General features: G+C 69.2%; 12 protein-coding genes. 5 read left to right on the top strand and 7 right to left on the bottom strand.

The annotated features are described in order from the left end of the window. The first annotated feature begins 12 nt into the window (after positions 1 to 12). Both AC3WQR_RS10180 and AC3WQR_RS10175 read left to right on the top strand, forming a co-directional pair. Complete coding sequence (locus AC3WQR_RS10180; protein WP_492741933.1) at positions 13 to 5,640, top strand: alkaline phosphatase D family protein; 5,628 nt, start codon at positions 13 to 15, stop codon at positions 5,638 to 5,640. 458 nt (positions 5,641 to 6,098) lie between these two features. Beyond that, complete coding sequence (locus tag AC3WQR_RS10175; RefSeq protein ID WP_492741932.1) at positions 6,099 to 6,494, top strand: hypothetical protein; 396 nt, start codon at positions 6,099 to 6,101, stop codon at positions 6,492 to 6,494. An 18-nt stretch (positions 6,495 to 6,512) separates the two neighbouring features. On the opposite strand, the gene AC3WQR_RS10170 is transcribed toward AC3WQR_RS10175, so the two are convergent. The 3 genes from AC3WQR_RS10170 to AC3WQR_RS10160 form a co-directional block, all read right to left on the bottom strand. Then, positions 6,513 to 8,642 (bottom strand): tripartite tricarboxylate transporter substrate-binding protein, encoded by a 2,130-nt coding sequence (locus AC3WQR_RS10170; protein WP_492741931.1) that lies wholly within the window; start codon positions 8,640 to 8,642, stop codon positions 6,513 to 6,515. A gap of 150 nt (positions 8,643 to 8,792) precedes the next feature. Beyond that, positions 8,793 to 9,239: a hypothetical protein gene (locus AC3WQR_RS10165; RefSeq protein ID WP_095744166.1), complete on the bottom strand. Its 447-nt coding sequence runs from the start codon at positions 9,237 to 9,239 to the stop codon at positions 8,793 to 8,795. Between the two features lie 140 nt (positions 9,240 to 9,379). Next, a complete protein-coding gene (locus AC3WQR_RS10160; RefSeq protein ID WP_070061672.1) occupies positions 9,380 to 9,703 on the bottom strand; it encodes a winged helix-turn-helix transcriptional regulator in 324 nt (107 codons plus the stop codon). Positions 9,704 to 9,761: 58 nt separating this feature from the next. Here AC3WQR_RS10160 and AC3WQR_RS10155 point away from each other — a divergent pair, with 58 nt between their 5' ends. Genes AC3WQR_RS10155 through pyrF form a run of 3 tightly spaced genes read left to right on the top strand, consistent with a single transcriptional unit; the run spans position 9,762 to position 11,420 of the window. After that, the gene (locus AC3WQR_RS10155; RefSeq protein ID WP_492741930.1) at positions 9,762 to 10,304 is read left to right on the top strand and encodes a carboxymuconolactone decarboxylase family protein; all 543 of its coding nucleotides are present in this window, start codon (positions 9,762 to 9,764) and stop codon (positions 10,302 to 10,304) included. A 37-nt stretch (positions 10,305 to 10,341) separates the two neighbouring features. Next, the gene (locus AC3WQR_RS10150) at positions 10,342 to 10,668 is read left to right on the top strand and encodes an EthD family reductase (RefSeq protein ID WP_492741928.1); all 327 of its coding nucleotides are present in this window, start codon (positions 10,342 to 10,344) and stop codon (positions 10,666 to 10,668) included. A 41-nt stretch (positions 10,669 to 10,709) separates the two neighbouring features. Beyond that, positions 10,710 to 11,420: an orotidine-5'-phosphate decarboxylase gene (gene pyrF, locus AC3WQR_RS10145; protein WP_492741926.1), complete on the top strand. Its 711-nt coding sequence runs from the start codon at positions 10,710 to 10,712 to the stop codon at positions 11,418 to 11,420. Positions 11,421 to 11,601: 181 nt separating this feature from the next. Here pyrF and AC3WQR_RS10140 read toward each other — a convergent pair whose 3' ends face one another. The 4 genes from AC3WQR_RS10140 to AC3WQR_RS10125 all read right to left on the bottom strand — a co-directional run bounded on the left by AC3WQR_RS10140 (position 11,602) and on the right by AC3WQR_RS10125 (position 17,041). Further along, positions 11,602 to 12,498 carry an NAD(P)-dependent oxidoreductase gene (locus AC3WQR_RS10140; RefSeq protein WP_447741999.1) on the bottom strand — a complete coding sequence of 299 codons (897 nt, stop codon included), beginning with the start codon at positions 12,496 to 12,498 and terminating at the stop codon, positions 11,602 to 11,604. 4 nt (positions 12,499 to 12,502) lie between these two features. After that, entirely contained in the window at positions 12,503 to 13,951 is a 1,449-nt protein-coding gene (locus AC3WQR_RS10135; protein ID WP_492741925.1) for an aldehyde dehydrogenase family protein, read from the bottom strand. Between the two features lie 188 nt (positions 13,952 to 14,139). Beyond that, positions 14,140 to 15,540: an amidase gene (locus tag AC3WQR_RS10130; RefSeq protein ID WP_492741924.1), complete on the bottom strand. Its 1,401-nt coding sequence runs from the start codon at positions 15,538 to 15,540 to the stop codon at positions 14,140 to 14,142. Positions 15,541 to 15,547: 7 nt separating this feature from the next. Then, a complete protein-coding gene (locus AC3WQR_RS10125; protein ID WP_492741922.1) occupies positions 15,548 to 17,041 on the bottom strand; it encodes an ABC transporter substrate-binding protein in 1,494 nt (497 codons plus the stop codon). Between the last annotated feature and the right edge of the window lie 28 nt (positions 17,042 to 17,069).

Here is a 17,069-nt window from a genome sequence, read left to right as displayed (position 1 = left end):
GAGGAGCCGAACATGAACGACGGTGGCCGCGACGACGAGGATGACCCCGGCGACCGCCTGCTCTCGCAGGGCGCCGAGGTGCTGGTGCGCGAGATCGCCGCGGCGCCGCCCGACGCGCTGCACTGCGATGTGCTGGTCATCGGCAGCGGCTACGGCGGCGCGGTGGCGGCGGCACGGCTGGCGGGCGCGCTGTCGCTGGACGCGGCGCCCGGCATTGCACCGGGCGCCGTGCCGATCAAGGTCTACGTGCTGGAGCGCGGCAGCGAATACCTGCCGGGCGAATTTCCGGCCACCTTCGCCGAGCTGCCGGGGCACGTGCGCTTCAGCATGCAGGACGGCCGGCCCGCGCGCGGCAACGCCTCGGGGCTGTTCGATCTGCGCCTGGGCGGCGAAGTGAACGCGCTGCTCGGCAACGGGCTGGGCGGCGGGTCGCTCATCAATGCAGCGGTGATGGAGCGCGCCACGTCCGATGCCTTCGAGGACGGTGCCTGGCCGGAGGGCCTCGACCTTGCCGCGCTGGCGCAGGGCTACGGCAAGGCCGAGGCCATGCTGGGCCTGGAGCAGATCCCCGAGAGCGTGTCGAAGCTCGACTCCCTGCTGAAGGCCGGCGCGCGGCTGCATGCGGCGGGCGGCAAGGCCCATGTCGCCATCGCCTTCGCCGACGGCACGCGCACGCCGGCCCAGGTGGCGATGCACCGCTGCCTGCGCTGCGGCGACTGCGTGAGCGGCTGCAACCACCGCGCCAAGAAATCGCTGGACACCAACTACCTCGCGCTGGCCCATGCACGGGGCGCGCGCCTGTTCACCGGTGGCACCGCGCACCGCATCGCGGCCCTGCCGGGAGGGGGCGGCTATGCGGTCGAGTTTTTTTTCACTGACCGGCGCAAGGCACGCACCGACAACGCCCGGCCCTACGTGGTGCGCGCGCGGCGCGTGGTGGTGGCTGCCGGCACGCTGGGCTCCACCGAGCTGCTGCTGCGCTCCAGGGGCGCGGGGCTGCCCGTCTCGCTGGCGGTGGGCCGCGGCTTCTCGGCCAACGGCGACATGATCGCGGTGGCGGCCGCGCAGAACGACGAAGCGCTGTCCAGCGCGCCCGAAGGCGAGGCGCCGGCACAGCGCGGCATCGGGCCGACCATCACCGGGCTGCTGCGCACCTGCGCGACGCATGGCGAGCGCCCGTTGGTGATCGAGGAGTTCGCCATTCCCGCGCCGCTGCGCCGCCTGCTGGCCGAGGTGGTGACCACCACCGACGCGCTGCAGGCGCTCGCGCACATGGACCTCGACCTGCACGCGCCGGACGAAGGGCGCGATCCGCTGGCCGTGGACGACGACATGCTGCGCCGCACGCCGGTCTACGGAATGATGGGCGACGACGGGGCGGCCGGCCAGATCCGCTTCGTCGGTCATGGCGGCGAGGGCGCCGTGCTGGCCGACGCGCAGGTGCGCGTGGCGTGGCCGAAGGTGGCCGCGCTGCCCGTGTTCGAGGCGCAGATGCGCGCACTGCATGCGGCCCACGATGGCGTGGGTGGACTCGGCGGGCGCGTGCTGGCCAACCCGCTGTGGAAACCGATACCGCCGTTCGGCAGCCTCGCCGACCTGGTCGGCCAGCTGGAGGACGTGGGCTCGGTGCTGACCGTGCACCCGCTGGGCGGTTGCCGCATGGCCGACCGGTGCGAGCGCGGCGTGGTCGACAGCTGGGGCCGCGTCTACGACGGCGCTGCGGGTGCTTCTGCTGTGCCGTCGTTGCTGCCGGGCCTGGCGGTGCTTGATGGCTCGATCGTGCCGGTGTCGCTCGGCATCAACCCCTCGCTCACCATCGCTGCATTGGCCGAGCGCGCGGTGCCCGTGCTGGCCGAGGACTGGGGCCTGGCGCTGGCCGGTTCGTCGCAGCCGCCGCCGTCGCAGCGCCCGTTGCGCCGCGACCTGACCCGTCCCCGCGCGCCCGCGCCCACGCGCGTCTCGCTGCGCGAGCGCATGACGGGCCGCGTGCACATCGACGGCCAGGCCTTCGCGTTGAGCGCCGAAGTCGAATTCGAGCCGTTCGACGTGCCGTCCCTGCGCGCGGCGCCGCGCGTGCTGTCCCAGCCCGTGGTGCTCCTGCGCTTCGGCAAGGGCGACCACGCGCCCGTCGCGCATTGCACCGGCACCGCATCGATGCTCGTGCGCGAGAAGAGCGACAGCATCGAACGCATCCTGCGCAGCCACGGACTGGCCCGCAAGAAGCTGCTGGCGCTGGTGCAAAGCCTGCTGGACGCGCGCGCCGCATCGGCCGGCCGAGCGATCGATGAGGACGATGCCGTCTTCGAGGGCCCCGCCATGGCCGACCTGCTGGCGCTGTGCTCGCACCTGGGGCAGGTGCGCCTCATCGAGTACGACTGGACGGTGGCGCGGGTCGCGCACGGCGCGCCGCTGAAGGAGGGCGATCGGCTGCGGCTCACCAAGCGCATCGCGTTCGTCGAAGGCGGCAACCCGTGGCGGCAGCTGAGCGAGGGCGACCTGCAGCTGCTCGGCCCCGATGCGCCGAAGCCGCTGGGCCGGCTGGTGCTGGACCCTTCGTACTTCGTCGAGACGCTGCAACCCCTGCTGCGCATCGAGCACCAGCAGGACATGCCCAACCAGCTGGCGGACCTGGCCGAACTGGCGCTGTGGGTGCTGCGCATCGTGCTGCAGGTTCACCTGCTGCACTTCGTGCCGCCGCCCGACTCGCCGCAGCGCGACTGGGAACGCCTGCCCGGCGAGGTGCACGGCGTGCGGCCCGAGCCGGTCGAGCTCGTCACCGCGGCCGGCCCGGGCAGCGCGCCGCCGCGGCTGCTGTCGCGCTACCACCCGCCGGTGCGCCGCGCGGGCACGCGGCCCGTGATGCTGATCCACGGCTATGGCGCAAGCGGCTCCACCTTCGCGCACAGGAGCATTCCCGGCAACCTGGTGCACAGCCTGCTCGCGGCCGGGCGCGAGGTCTGGGTGCTCGACCTGCGCACCAGCATCGGCTTTCCGAACCGGCCTCGGCGCTATTGGTCGTTCGACGAGGTGGCCGAGACCGACATTCCGGACGCCTTGCGCACCGTGCAGGCGGCGCATGCGACGCCCGACGAAGCGGCGCCCATCCAGGTCGACGTGGTGGCGCATTGCATCGGCGCCGCCATGTTCAGCGTGGCGGTGCTGCGCCTGCCGGGGCTGCATGCGTCCATCGGCGCGGTGGTGCTGTCGCAGGTGGGGCCGCTGCTGCGCGCCACGGCCTTCAACCGCTTCCGGGGCTATGTGGCGGGCTACCTGCAGCAGTTCATCGGCATCGACGAGTTCGACACGCGACCCACGCTCACGCGCATGAAGCGCCTGCTTGTCGACGGCCTGCTGGCGACCTTTCCCTACCCCGACGACGACGGGGAGGCGCAGCGTCTGCGCGAGGCGCCGGGCTTCGCGGCCGTGCGGCACCGGGCCGACGCCATCTTCGGCCAGACCATGCGGCTGCACAACATCGGCAAGGACACGCTCGATGCGCTCGATTCGATCTACGGCTTCGTGAAGGTGCGCGGCCTCGCCCAGGTCGGCAACTACGCCCGCGAAGAGGTGCTGACCGACGCCGGCGGACAGGGCCACGCGGTGGGCTTCGAGCAGGTCGGCCAGCGCTTCGGCTTTCCGGTGTTCATGCTGCACGGGCAGCGCAACGCAGTGTTCGACTGGCGCGGCTCCTACGAGAGCTTCTGGCTGCTCAAGCGCGTGTTCGGCAAGGACGAAGGCCTGCCGCGGGAGCCCCCGGAATTGCCGGACCCATCGGACGCTTCGAAGCCTTCCGGGAGCGACCTGTTCCTCGGCGAAGGTACCCCGCATCAGCTGCTGGTGCTCGGCGACTACGGCCACCAGGACACGCTGATCGGCGAGAAGGCCTGCATCGACGTGTTCCCGCACATCGTGCGCTTCCTCGAGGCCTTCGACAACAAGCCCGGCCGTGGCCATCCGGTGCCGCCCGACTGGCGGGCCAGCCTGCCGTGGACCGGCCCGTGGCTCGGCCTTGCGAGCCGGTCGGCGGACAACGCGGGCCGGCTGCATTGCCGGCTGGCGCTGCGCGCGCCGCCCGCGCATGTGTCGGCGCGCGCCGTGGTCTTCGTGCCCGCGTGGCGCCGCGACGGGCGCTGGTGCTTCGACTTCGAATGGATGGTGGGCCTGGAGACCACGCGCGACAAGCTCCTGCAGGAGGCGGTGGAGATCGACCTGTTCGACGACCGGCTCGCCGACTACCAGGGCTTCGCGGTGCTGACGGCGCACGACGACCTGCCCATGGCGCGCGGCCCCCTCGAGGTGCTGGGCCGGCGGCTGCCGGCCGGGCTGTTCGCGCAGCCGCAGGACGAACCCATCGAGCCCATCCGCAACCAGGTGATGAAGACGCTGGACGCCGCCACCGACGCGCAGCGCGAGCGCGCCGTGGTGCGCCTCGACCCCGCATGGACCGGCGCCGTGCAGCGCGAGGGCGAGCCCGCGCAGGCCTCGCTGTGCTTCGTGCTCGCCAGTTGCCAGTACGTGCCGGGCCTGGTCGACCGGGTGCCCGCGCAGGCGTCGTACCGGCGGCTCGCGCAGCGGCTCGAGGTGCTCGCGCCGCCGCACAAGCCGCAACTGCTGGTGCTGGCCGGCGACCAGGTGTATGTCGACCAGACCGCCGGGCTCTTCGTTCCGGCCGGCGGCGACGACGTCGGCCAGGCCTATGCGCTCACCTTCAGGCTGGAGGCGCTGCGCCAGGTGATGGCCTCGCTGCCGACCTGTCCGCTGCTCGACGACCACGAGGTGATGGACGACTGGGAGCCGGGCCCCGACCCCTGTGGAACGCCGGCCGTGCGCGCCGCGCTCGACGGCTACGTCGCGCAGCAGCACAAGCTGGTGCGGGGCATCGGCCCGCACCGCGACCCGCGTCCCTTCGACTACCGCATCGCGCCGGCCGGTTTTCCGTTCTACATGCTCGACACGCGCAGCACGCGGCAGCGGCGGGCGCTGCGCACCGACGCGCAAGCCACGCCGCTGGACCAGGCGGCGATCCGCGCCGAGGCCGGCATGGGCGACCTGAAGAAGTGGCTCGAGGCCGCGCCCGCCGGGCTGCCCAAGTTCATCGTGTCGCCGGTGGCGCTGTTCCCGACGCCGCGCGCGGCCGCCTTCGGCGACCCGGCGCAACGCCTGGGGATGGACGACTGGAGCGGCTACCCGGCCTCGCAGCGCGCGCTGCTCGAACTGCTGCGCGACACCAGCGCGCGCCACGTGGTGGTGCTGTCGGGCGACCGCCACATGTCGAGCGTATCGAGCCTCTGGCTGGAGGCGGCGGGCGGGCCCGTAGAGGTGATCTCGGTCGTGTCCTCGGGCCTGTATGCACCCTGGACCTTCGTCAATGCGCGGCCCGACGCGTTCTGGCTCGACGGTAAGGTCGACCTCGGCGCCGTGCCGGGTGCCTTCGGCGCCACCATGGTCACGGCGGCCGTGGGCACCGGCAACGGCTTCGCCGTGCTGCAGGTGGAGCGTGGCGCCACCGGGCATTGGCGGATCGGCGTCACCCTCGACCTGGACGACGGGCTCACGCAATGCCTTCGCGAGCTCGATCCGGCCGGCGGTGGCTGGACGGTGCAGGGGCCGGCGCGCTTCGAACGCAAGCAGCGCCTGTGATCCGCGACAGCAGGCAGAAGAAATGGGCCCGCGAAATCGACAGGCCGTTTACAGGCACCGTACGCACGACACAGTGCCATACAAGCCATTGCACAGCTGCCTTCACAGTGCTCTTCCGCCGTCGCCGGCGCCGTTGCCACGGAGTTTGCGTAGGCCACCCACAACGCCCTTCGGCCACCTTGCCGAGGGGCCATCGGAGCACAAGCCGTGTCGTCGCAGAAAAAGAACGCCGCCTTCCTCGTCTCGACCTCGGGCCACCGCCTCCCGGCATGGCCGTGGCGCGCAGGAAGAAGCAGGCCTCGTTCGCGTACGCCGGCCGGATCTGGCGCGCAGAAAAGTAGCGCTTTTTAGTTAATGCCATGTAACGCCATCGGGCGTTACCGACAGGCCAACCAGGCGCTTGGACGCACGCGCTCGGCTGAACGCATGCCGACTGCGCGACGTCAGAGGGGCATGTCATGTTCACCCGTTACGCCATCCGCGCGCTGCTGTGCATCGCCGTCGTGCCGGCCATCTCCGAGGAGCCCGCACCCATCCATGGCCGCGTGTTCCTGAGCAAAGCCGAGGTCGAGAGCACCTTGATCGGCAAACCCATCGTCTCGAGCAATCTGTCGACCGGCATGGTCTCGCGCTGGCAGTTCTATACGGATGGCCGCGTCGACTTCGTCAACCAGAGCGGGCCCGGCAGGGCGTCGGGCAAATGGGTTCTCAACGCCGACGGCTCGATGTGCGTGACGATGATTTCTCGAACCGGATGCCGCTACTGGTTCAGGAACGAAAAAGACGGTGCCATTGCGAATGCCAGGACCAGGGAGCCGAACGCGCCGACCGTGGCCGAGATACGGTTCGAGTGATGGTGCGAGACAGCGCCCTCAACGCGCCGGTGATGAAAGCGCACGCATCCAGCGTTCGCGCTCTTCGTCTTCCAGCGCCAGCAGGCTCTCTGGCGAACCGCCGCCGCCGACCACGCGAAGGTCTTGCAGCTGCTTGCGCACCTCGGGCGTGGCAAGCACCTGGGCCACGGCTTCCTGCAAGGTGCGATTGGACGCGGCCTCCGAATTCGCGGGTGCCCAGAGGCTGAAGTGGTCGTAGGTCGTGTAGCCGGCCAGGGGCGCGCTCGAGGCCAGCGTCGGCCACGGCACGCCCTCGAAGCTTTGCGGGTGCGCCGGGTCGGCGGTGGTGCCCAGCACACGCAACTGGCCGCGCCGCACGGCGACCGCCACGCCGTTCACGGGCGCGAACAGCAGGTCCACCGCATGCTCCTTCGTGATGACGTCCGAGTCGGGGTACATGCCCTTGAAGACCACACGCTGCACGTCGACGCCGCTCGCTGCGCGGAACTGGCCGAAGGCGAGGTGGCCCGTCCAGCCGTCGTCGCCCGTGCCGATGCGCAGGCTGCCCGGGTGGGCCCGTGCGTAGGCCAGCAGGTCGTCCGTGCTGCGGATGCCCAGCGCGTCGGCCTTCGTGCTGTCGATGGCCAGCACCAGAGGCTCCGATGCCAGCAGCGTGACGGGGCGAAGGGCATGCATCAGCGCATCGATCGGCGCGGCCTGGTGCACGCCCTCGATGCCTCCGCGCGGCAGCCGCAACGCCGCGAGCAGGACCTTCTCGTTGCCGCCCTCCGTCATCAGCCGGCGATAGTCGGCCTCGGTGGCTGTCGGCACGTGATCGACCTGCACGCTGCGTCCCAGCAGGGTGGGCAAGTGGCTGGCCAGCATCTCGGCATAGTGGCCGCTGCGGCCACCGGGCGGAACCAGCACGGTGACGTGCAGCGCGGGCTGCGGCACGGCGGCAAGCCATTGCCCTGCATCGTTCATCAGGCCATAGCGTAATTCCCACGCGCCGCCCGTGGACGCGTTGCGCACCAGGGCGTCGACCACCCAATGGCGGCCCACGCGGTGGAACTGCCGGATGATCGGCCGTTCGTCCTGCCACCCGGGCGGCCGCCAGTCCTCTGGGAACGAACCCGAGACGACGGCGTAGCCATGACGGAACCGGCGCGCCGATTCGAACTGCGGCGCGATCGCCCATTGGCCCCGCGCGTTCTGGTAGCCCCATCGGCCGGTGACCGCGTCCTTGACCGGCCGCAGCGCGGCGCCGGCATCGCTGCTGCCATGCAGTCGTTGCCAGCGGCACACCTGCGGCGTGCCGGCGTTGCGCTGGAGGTCCAGCCCGTCGGCGGTGCACAGCCGGATGCGCCGCTGGGCGGTTACGTCGGGCCGCTCGCCGAAGATGAACGGAATCACCATGCGTCCTCGCGCGTCGATCAGGCCCGAGCCGGTGGAGCCGGGCGTCACCATCTGCCGCTTGTAGTCCATCCATCGTGCGGTGGTGATGTCCCGCGGCGGGGCGGGGGGGCGCCACTGTCCCCGTGCATCGCGCAAGCCGGGCTGTGCGAACACCGTGTCCACCTGCAGTTCGGAGGGCACGGGCCTGGATCCATCGGGCATCAGGTACGAGAGGGCCGCGGGGGAGTCGGCGGAGATCGTGTCCTTGCCATCGCAGCTCACGGGCGGAACGGCCCACTGGCCTTGCGCATCGATGCGCCCGTTGGCCGTGGTGGTGCGCAGTCCGCCGCCGGGCTTTCGCTCCACCAGCCACACCCGGTGCAGCGGCTGCAGTGCGGGATTGACGGAGATGTATTCCTGCCGCACGACCTGCCAGCGTCCGTCGCAGAAGCTGCGCGCCGTCGGCGAAAGGAAAAGCACGCGCCCGTCGAGGGCGTCGAACAACGCGGGGGCGCGCTCGCTGTGCTTGCCCGGATTCAGGCTCAGCCAACGCGCCCGTTCGATCAGGTTGGGGGCGATGCCGATGGTGAAGGTGAAGATGTCTTCCCACGGTGGCGCCTGTGCATCCACTGGCTGCAGTTGCCAGGTCGGCTGCATCGGCAACGCGCGTTCCGGGTTGGCGTACAGCGCCTGGTAGGTCGGTGGCGCTGCGCGGGCCGGACCGAGGGCGATGCCGAGCCACAGCAGGGCGGCAAAGAGACGCAGCCGCTTCATCGGGCGAGCAAGAAACAAGGGTTCAGCCTCGGGTCGTGGCCGTAGATGTAGATGGATGCCATTCCATCGCAGGCATCGCAGTTCGCCGAGGCGCTCGCGGTTGAACGCGCGGCGGCTGTCTGCCTGCTTGAACGATTTGTGGGCCCACGCTCAAACTTCGTATGCATAGATGCAAGTGAGCTCGGCCCCTTTCAGCGCGGATTGAAAGGGCTCAGGCGCATTCTTGAGGATGGCGCCAAAGCTGGCGTTGAGTTTGCCGGCACCCATGCTGCCTTTGTACTTGATGCTCTTGGGCTTGGCTTGAAGCTGGAGCTTGTTCGAACCGGACAGCGCAGCCTCCAACCTGAAGACGCCATGGCGGAAATCGGTGGACTCGGAGGTTTCCGCCTGGGGTGAAACCAGGCGCATGGTTTTCCCGCCGTAGGAGAGCTTCAGATCGACTTCCACGATGGAGGCGGGAACATCACCCACCAAGGTGAGTGCCTGCCCCGCGTGACTGCCCGTGCAGTTCAGTCGCGCCGTATTGGCACCTGCGAGGGCCTGACCCGAGAGGGCGGACAGCAACACGAGGGCGCAGAGAGGAAAGATTTTTCTCATAGGTTCTCCAAGGCACTGACGCGATGCATCCCGCACGACCTGCGAGACAGGCTGGGCAGCGCGAACATGCCGGTCACGGGCTCCTCCACAAAAACGTTTCTGATCATAGGCGGAGCCATTCGCCGCGGATGCTCCGCTTCTCATCGCTTTCCGCGCCCCCACTGGTCCGCCCAGGCTGACAACGGCTTCAGCGCCTTCGAAAGCCGCCGCCCTTCGTCCGTCAGTCGATAGCCACCCTCGGCATGTTCGACCAGATCGACTTCCCTCAGTTCGGTGAGCCGCGTGTTGAGCAATCGGGTGTTCGTCTCGCACGCGTCCTGCAGCGCTCTGAAGGTCAGCGAGCCCTCCCGAAGTTCCCAGAGCACGCGCAGCGCCGTGCGCCGTCCCAACAGGTCCAGCGCGACCATGAGGGGGCGGCCGGTGGTGGAGCCGCGAACTGGGTGGCCGATGCGAGGTGTCGTCATGCTTTACTTTATACAGCAACGGACCTACGATGGCGTGGCCCTTGAATCAGGAGTCTGCATGCCCGCACGCATCGAGCCAGCAACGCCACCATTTGGCGAAGACATTTCCAGGTCACTCGACAGGGTGATGAAGGGGCAGCCCCCCTTGCGGCTGTTCACGACCTTGGCACGCGACCCTCGTCTGTTTCAGAAGTTCTTTGCCGGCGGATTGCTGGACAAAGGCCACTTGAGCATCCGACAGCGCGAGATCGTGATTCACCGCACCACGGCATTGTGCAAGTCCGAATACGAATGGGGCGTCCACGTCACGGTCTTCTCAAGGTTCGCCGGCCTGACGCCAGAGCAGGTTCAGGCGACCGTCACCGCTTCGGCGAACGACGCCTGCTGGTCAACCGAGGATCAGGTGCTTCTGCGCCTGTGCGACGCCTTGCACGCGCACGCCGACATCGACGATGGCCTGTGGGACGCGTTGCGAACGCACTTCAGCGAAGAAGCCATCATCGAACTGCTGATGCTGGCTGGCTTCTATCGCACCGTCAGCTACCTCACGAACGGGCTGCGCCTGCCCCTGGAAGCGTCGGGCGCACGATTCCCCGCTTGAGGCTGTCAACCAGCGTGCAACCCCAGGAGAAATCTCGATGATCAAGGTCAGTGTCATGTACCCCTACGCCGCAGGCGCGCGATTCGATCACGCGTACTACCGCGAGAGGCACATGCCCATGATGAAAAGACTGCTCGGCGCTGCGTGCCTGTACTACATGGTGGACAAGGGCATCTCGGGGCGTGGTGTGGACACCGACCCTGCGTACATCGCCAAGTGCGACTTCGTCTGCACTTCCGTCGACGCTTACCGGGCAGCCTCTGCCCAGCACCAGGAGGAGATCCGGGGCGACATCGCCAACTACACGGACATTCAACCCGTGGTGCAGATCAGCGAGGTGGTCGTGGAGCGTTCGGAGGCCTGAGTTCCCTCCGAGCACGGGGCGTCGGCATGGAGGACAAGCCAATGAGTACGGACAGCCGCATCATCGTTTCGCTCGACTTCCCAGCCGCCGCATTGGCGGCGGACCTCGTGAAGCAACTGGGCGCGGCGACCACGCACTACAAGGTCGGCCTGCAGCTGCTGACCGCGGCAGGACCTTCGGTCGTCCGCGAGCTCGCAGAGGCAGGGAAGCGTGTCTTTCTCGACCTCAAGCTGCTGGAAATCCCCAGCTCGGTGGCGGGTGCAGTCACCGCAGCCGGACATCTGGGTGCGTCGATGGTGACGGTGCACGCCTCAGGCGGTTCCGCCGTGCTTCGCTCGGCCGTCCAGGCCGCGAGCCAGTTCCCTCAACTGAAGGTGCTTGCGCTCACCGTCATCACCAGCATGAGTGACCAGGATCTGGAAGAGGTGGGCGTCGCCTCGACGGTTCCAGAGCAGGTCGCACGGCTGGGCCGTCTGGCAGCCGCGGCCGGTTGCCATGGCGTTGTTGCGTCGCCATTGGAGGTGAGGCTGCTTCGCGAGATCCTGCCGCCCGATGCCCTGATCGTGACGCCAGGCACGCAGCTCCCAGGCGATGAAAAGAATGACCACGCGCGGGCTGCGACGCCCTGGCAGGCCATCGGGGCTGGTGCGACGCACGTGGTCATCGGCCGCCCGATATCGCGTGCCCCAGATCCTGCAGCCGTGTTCGCGGCCGTGCGCGCAGAACTGGCTACCGCCATCCGACAACACTGAAGCGGTCAGGCGGGTTGGGGCTGGCACTTCGCCGCAGCGCCTGAACGGCCAGCACCACAGCCACGCTCATCGTGCGCAGGACACCGGGTGCTTCCCGCAGCGAAATCAAGGAGGAGGCCGCAGGCCGGGGACATTCGCGCAGCGAAGTACCCGGTGGCCTGCGCACGCGCCCCGAAGAGTTTCAGCGCAGCGCTTCGACCAGATCGAGCACCATGCGATCCGGCCCGAACACTTCGACCCCGTGCGCCAGCAAGGCATCCACAGCCTGCGCGATGCCATGGCTCGAAGACGACTGTTCCGCCATGTCGTTGTAGTACCCCAGGTCCTTCTTCGCATTCGCCATCGAGAACTTCAGCGAATCGGTGCTGCCCGTCAGCAGCTTGGGCTTGAGGCGTTCCAGCGCCACGCCGTTGCCGCCGCCCTTGGCGAGCACGTCGACGAACACCTCGGGCTTCACGCCGGCGCGTTGCGCGCAGGCCGCGGCCTCGCACAGCAGCGCCACGGTGCCCAGCGACACGAAGTTGTGCAGCAGCTTCATCGCATGGCCCGCGCCCACGTCGCCGACGTGCGTGACGTTCTCGGCAAAGCAGCGCAGCAGTGGCAGGCACGAGGCCAGCACCTCGGCATCGCCGCCCACCAGCAGGTTCAGGCGGCCTTCGGCGGCCTCCTTGGCGGTGCGGGTCATCGGCGTGTCGAGGAAGCGGCCGCCCTTGGCGAGCACAGCCTGCGCGACCTTGGCGGTGGAGGCGGGCACGGCGGTGGAGCAGTCGATCACCACGGTGCCGGGGCGCAGCGTGCTCAGCGCGCCGTTGTCGCCCAGCATCACGGCCTCGACCTGCGGCGTGCCGGTGACGCACAGGATCAGCACATCGACCTGCGCGGCCAGCGTGGCCACGTCTTTGACCGACGTGGCGCCGGCCTTCAGCAGGTCGTCGATCGGCTGGTTGCCCGCGTGCTCCAGCACCGTGAGCTGGTGGCCGTGCTTGACGATGTTGCTGGCGATGCCGTGGCCCATCAGGCCGACGCCGACGAGGCCGACCTTGCGCGAGGTTTGTGGTTGCTGTTCAGTGGTGGTCATGAATTCATCCGTGCTTGATGGCGATGGTCTTGAGGGTCGTGAAGCCGAGCAGGGCCTCGAAGCCCTTCTCGCGGCCGAAGCCACTCGATTTCACGCCGCCGAAAGGCAGTTCTACACCACCCGCCGCCCCGTAATTGTTCACGAACACCTGGCCGCAATGCAGCTTGTGCGCCATGCGCAGCTGGCGCGCGCCATCGCGCGTCCACACGCCAGCCACCAGGCCGAAGTCCGTGCCGTTGGCCAGGCGCACCGCCTCGGCCTCGTCGGCAAACGGCATCACGGCCAGCACCGGGCCGAAGACTTCGCGCTGGGCCAGGTCGCTGTCATGCGGCACGTCGCGGAACAGCACGGCTTCCTGGTAGTAGCCGGTGGACGGTGCCTGCGGCGACACGGTGCCGCGCGCCGCCACTTTCATGCCGCTGGCCTCGGCGGTCGCGACCATGTCGCGCACTTGGCGGAACTGCTTCTCGTTGATGAGCGGGCCCATGTCCAGGTCTTCGGCGGGCGTGCCCGCGCGCACGGCCGTGAAGCGCTTCGCGAGGCGCTGCACGACTTCTTCATAGATCGATTGCTCGACCAGCACGCGGCTGCCCGCCGAGCAGGTCTGGCCGGCGTTCTGGATGATGGCGTTGAGCAGCACGGGCTCGGCCGCGTCGAGGTCGGCGTCGGCGAACACGATCTGCGGCGACTTGCCGCCCAGCTCCAGCGTCACCGGGCAGTGGCGCTCGGCCGCGGCCAGGCCCACGCTGCGGCCGGTCATGGTCGAGCCGGTGAACGAGATGTGGTCGATGCCGGGGTGCGCGCACAGCGCGGCGCCGGCTTCCTTGCCGTAGCCCGTGACCACGTTGAGCGCACCGGCCGGAAAGCCGACTTCGGTCGCGATCTCGGCCAGGCGCAGCAGCGAGAGGCTCGCGTCTTCCGCCGGCTTCACCACGCAGGCGTTGCCCGCGGCGAGCGAGGCGCCCACGCTGCGGCCCGCGATCTGCATCGGGTAGTTCCAGGGAATGATGTGGCCCGTCACGCCGTGCGGAATGCGCACCGTGAGCACGGTGTAGCCGCGCTCATAGGGCAGGGTGTCGCCGTGCAGCTTGTCGCAGGCGCCGGCGTAGTACTCGAAGTAGCGTGCCAGCGCGGTCGCGTCGTTGCGCGCCACGCGCAGCGCCTTGCCGGTGTCGCGCGCCTCGAGCTGGGCCAGCTCTTCGTGGTGCTGCATCACGGCGGCGCCGAGCTTGGCGAGCAGCCGGCCGCGCTCCAGTGCGGTGGTGGCGCCCCAGGGGCCGTCGAAGTGCTCGCCCATGGCCTGGCGCGCGGCGCGCACCGCGGCGTCGATGTCGACAGCGGTGCCGCGTGCGATCTCGCCGAATTTCTGGCCGTCGCTCGGGTCGATCACGTCGATGGTGGCATTGCCTTCGGACGCCACGCGGCGGCCGTCGATGTATTGGGTGGCGTTCATGGGAAGGTGTGTCTCCGTGTGGCGGGTCAGGTCGGGTCAGAAGGTGTGAATGAATCCGGCGTGGCCGAGCAGCCCGTCCAGGCGCGCCCCATCAAGGCGCAAAGCGCAGCCATAGCTTGGGCTATGGCGAGCATTTGCAACGCAGAGGGGGTGTGTCTGGGCGGGATGAGCGGGCATGGCGGGTTCGTTCACACCTTCTCTGGCCAGGGCTTCTGGGCGCCGCGAATCTGTTCGAAGGCGCGGCTGAACTGCAGCACGCCCAGGTCGTCGAAGCGGCGGCCGGCCACCTGCAGGCCGATGGGCAGGCCTTCGGCCGAGTAGCCGCAGTTGACCGACGCCGCCGGCTGCTCCGACATGTTGTAGGGCACCGTGAAGCCGATGTGCTCCAGCGGCCGCATCGGGTCGTTGGTGGGCGAGGCATGGTCCGCGGGCGCGGGCATGTTCGGCGACACCGGCGAGATCACGAAGTCGTAGGCCTTGGTGGCGGCGACCGTGGCCGCGCGCGTGGCGACGAACTGGCTGTAGCCGTCGAAGACGTGCGCGCCCGAGAAGCCGGCCGCGCTTTCGGCCCATTCGCGGATGTACGGCAGGATCTTCGCGCGCTGTTCGGCGCTCATGGCCTGCATGTCCAGGCAGGAACGCATGCGCCAGAAATGGTCCATGCCCTGCAGCATCTGCGGCGTCATGAAGGCGGGGATTTCCTCGACGTGCGCGCCGGCCGCCTCGATGCGTTTGGCGGCATCGCGCACGGCTTGCGCGATCTGCGGATCGAGCGGCAGGCCGCAGCCCGCGTCCATGTGCAGCGCCACGCGCTTGCCCTTGAGGAACGACGGATCGACTTCGAAGGCGGTCCAGTCGATGCCCGGTGCGGGCAGCTCGGAATAGTCGCGGTCGTCGGGCTGCGCGACCGAGGCCATCATCAGCGCCGCGTCGGCCACGGTGCGCGTCATCGGGCCGGCGCAGCGGCCCATGTAGGGCGAGCTCAGCGGAATGCGGCCGAAGCTGGGCTTGAGCGTGAAGATGCCGCACCAGCTGGCCGGCAGGCGCAGCGAGCCACCGATGTCGGTGCCCACGTGCAGCGGGCCGTAGCCTGCGGCGGCGGCCGCACCGGCGCCCGCGCTGGAACCGCCCGGCGTGCGCGAGGTGTCCCATGGGTTGCGCGAGAGGTCGTGAAAGCTCGACAGGCCCGACGACAGCATGCCCAGGTCGGGCATCGTGGTCTTGGCCACCATCACCGTGCCGTCGGCCTTCAGGCGCGCGGCGGGGGGCGAGTCGTACGTCACCGGCACGAGCTCGTGGGCGGCGGTGCCCAGCGGCATCGGGTCGCCCTCGGTCGCGAGGTTTTCCTTGATGGTCACGGGCACGCCGTCGAGCGCGCCGCGCGGCGTGCCGGCGAGCCAGCGCGCTTCGGAGGCGCGCGCCTGTTCGAGCGCGGCTTCGGGGCGGAACAGCCAGGTGGCGCGCAGCTGCGGCTCGCAGGCCGCGATGCGTTCGTTGACCGCGCGCGTCACCTCGACCGGCGAGAGTTCCTTGGCGGCGTAGGCGGCGTGCAGTTCCTGCACGCCCAGGGCGTAAAGAGGTTTCGTCATGGCCGCATCAACCCCACGAGATGGCAGCCAGGTCGTTCGCGACGATCGGCATGTTCGGCCACAGGCCCTTCACTTCCTTGCGCGCGACCGTGGGGAACACGGCCTGGAACAGGAAGCCGTTGACGGCGTCGTTGGCGAGCATCTTCTGCGCCTCGCCGAGCAGCGCGTTGCGCTTCTTCTCGTCGGGCTCGCTCTGCACCGAGGCGTACAGGTCGCGGAACTTCTTCGAGTCGTAGCCCCAGTAGTAGTCGGGCTCGGTGTACTTCACGAGGTCGAAGGGTTCGACGTGCGCCACGATGCTCAGGTCGAAGTCGTGCCCGCCGCCGAAGGTGCCGCTGAGCCACTGGGCCCACTCGACGTTCTGGATCTTCACGTGGATGCCGATGGCCGCGAGCTGGGCTGCGATCACCTCGCCGCCCTGGCGTGCGTACGAAGGCGGCGGCAGCGTCATGCGCAGTTCGAGCGGTGTCTTCACGCCCGCGTCGGCCAGCAGCTTCTTCGCCTTGGCGATGTCGAAGGGGTTGATGTCGGTGGTGTCGACATAGCCCGGCGCACCGATCGGGTAGTGGCTGCCGATGGCCTTGCCGAAGCCGTCGGCCGCGCCCTGGATCACCACGTTGCGGTCCACCGCGGCCAGGATGGCGCGGCGCACGCGCACGTCGTCCAGCGGCTTGCGCTTGTTGTTGATGGCCAGGATCACCTTGCTGCGCGTGCCCACTTCGAGCACGCGGAAGCGCGGGTTGGCGCGGAACTGGCCCACGCTGCGCGTGCCGGCGCGCGGGAAGATGTCGATGTCGCCGGCCATCAGCGCCGCGGTCTGCGCGGCCGAGTCGGACATGAACTTGAAGACGAACTTGTTGACCTTGGCCAGCGCCGGGTTGCGGTACGTCGGCGACTTCACCAGCGAACAGGCCGAGCCGCGCTGCCAGCTGTCGAGCTTGTAGGGGCCGGTGCCCACGGGCTTGGTGGCGTTGGTGTCGGCGCTCTTGGGCTCGACGATGCAGGCGGTGGCCTGGCCGAGCATGAAGAGCAGGTCGGGGTTGGGCTGCGCGGTGGTGATGACCACCGTGTCGGCGTCGGGCGTCTTCAGGCTGATCTCGCTGAAGAAGCGCTTGTCCTTGTTGGTGCTCTTCTCGCCGGCCGCGCGCTCGAAGCTGAACTTGACGGCGGCGGCGTCGAAGGCCTCGCCGTTCTCGAACTTCACGCCCTTGCGCAGCTTGAAGGTGTGGGTCTTGAGGTCGGGCGACACGGTCCAGCTCTCGGCCAGGAGCGGCGTCACGCTGCCGTCGGCGTTGATCTTGGTCAGCGTCTCGAAGATGTTGTAGTGCGCGATCTCGGCAATGGCCGAGGCGGCGGCGGTCGTCGGGTCCAGGCCCGGCGGTTCCAGCGGCATGCCGATGGTCAGCATGTTCTTGCCGGTCTGGGCCTGCGCGAACAGCGGGAAGGCGCCGGGGATCGCGGCGGCGATGGCGGTGCCCATGAGGGTGCGTCGCTTCAACATTCGGGGGTTCTCCTGGAAGAAAAAAGAG

It is taken from the genome of Variovorax sp. FW305-3-2-15-B-LB1 (genome assembly GCF_058787635.1).
Note: the sequence above shows the minus strand (reverse complement) of the source record. Positions and strands in the feature narration are given on the sequence as shown.

Excerpts from the sequence above, each read along its gene's own strand:
- AC3WQR_RS10155 (WP_492741930.1), top strand. The coding sequence starts at position 9,762 with ATGCCCGCACGCATCGAGCCAGCAACGCCACCATTTGGCGAAGACATT.
- AC3WQR_RS10125 (WP_492741922.1), bottom strand. The coding sequence starts at position 17,041 with ATGTTGAAGCGACGCACCCTCATGGGCACCGCCATCGCCGCCGCGATC.
- AC3WQR_RS10150 (WP_492741928.1), top strand. The coding sequence starts at position 10,342 with ATGATCAAGGTCAGTGTCATGTACCCCTACGCCGCAGGCGCGCGATTC.
- AC3WQR_RS10170 (WP_492741931.1), bottom strand. The coding sequence starts at position 8,642 with ATGAAGCGGCTGCGTCTCTTTGCCGCCCTGCTGTGGCTCGGCATCGCC.
- pyrF (WP_492741926.1), top strand. The coding sequence starts at position 10,710 with ATGAGTACGGACAGCCGCATCATCGTTTCGCTCGACTTCCCAGCCGCC.
- AC3WQR_RS10165 (WP_095744166.1), bottom strand. The coding sequence starts at position 9,239 with ATGAGAAAAATCTTTCCTCTCTGCGCCCTCGTGTTGCTGTCCGCCCTC.
- AC3WQR_RS10175 (WP_492741932.1), top strand. The coding sequence starts at position 6,099 with ATGTTCACCCGTTACGCCATCCGCGCGCTGCTGTGCATCGCCGTCGTG.
- AC3WQR_RS10135 (WP_492741925.1), bottom strand. The coding sequence starts at position 13,951 with ATGAACGCCACCCAATACATCGACGGCCGCCGCGTGGCGTCCGAAGGC.
- AC3WQR_RS10130 (WP_492741924.1), bottom strand. The coding sequence starts at position 15,540 with ATGACGAAACCTCTTTACGCCCTGGGCGTGCAGGAACTGCACGCCGCC.
- AC3WQR_RS10140 (WP_447741999.1), bottom strand. The coding sequence starts at position 12,498 with ATGACCACCACTGAACAGCAACCACAAACCTCGCGCAAGGTCGGCCTC.
- AC3WQR_RS10180 (WP_492741933.1), top strand. The coding sequence starts at position 13 with ATGAACGACGGTGGCCGCGACGACGAGGATGACCCCGGCGACCGCCTG.
- AC3WQR_RS10160 (WP_070061672.1), bottom strand. The coding sequence starts at position 9,703 with ATGACGACACCTCGCATCGGCCACCCAGTTCGCGGCTCCACCACCGGC.